General features: G+C 47.3%; 1 protein-coding gene. It reads left to right on the forward strand.

The window, feature by feature from the left end:
• Positions 1–19: 19 nt before the first annotated feature.
• Positions 20–239 (forward strand): hypothetical protein (locus ACODJP_RS14465; protein ID WP_422482687.1); only part of this gene is annotated, 220 nt, incomplete at its 3' end.

A 239-nucleotide genomic window follows, 5' to 3' on the forward strand; every position in this document is an offset into this window, starting at 1 on the left:
GGACGTATATTGCGTTTTCATGGGGAGTTTGAACAATTTATGTGCACAAATAAAGCAATACGGATTATCAAGAAACAGCAACGAAGCAATGGTTGTGATCGAGGCGTATAGGACGCTCCGAGACAGAGGACCCTATCCGGCCGATCAAGTTATCAAGGATCTAGATGGTTCCTTCGCTTTTGTGCTTTACGACAGCAAACTTGGAACTGTTTTCACCGCCCTGGGATCCGACGGCGGAG

Source organism: Pleomorphochaeta sp. DL1XJH-081, assembly GCF_049310885.1.
GTDB lineage: Bacteria > Spirochaetota > Spirochaetia > Sphaerochaetales > Sphaerochaetaceae > CAYZJV01.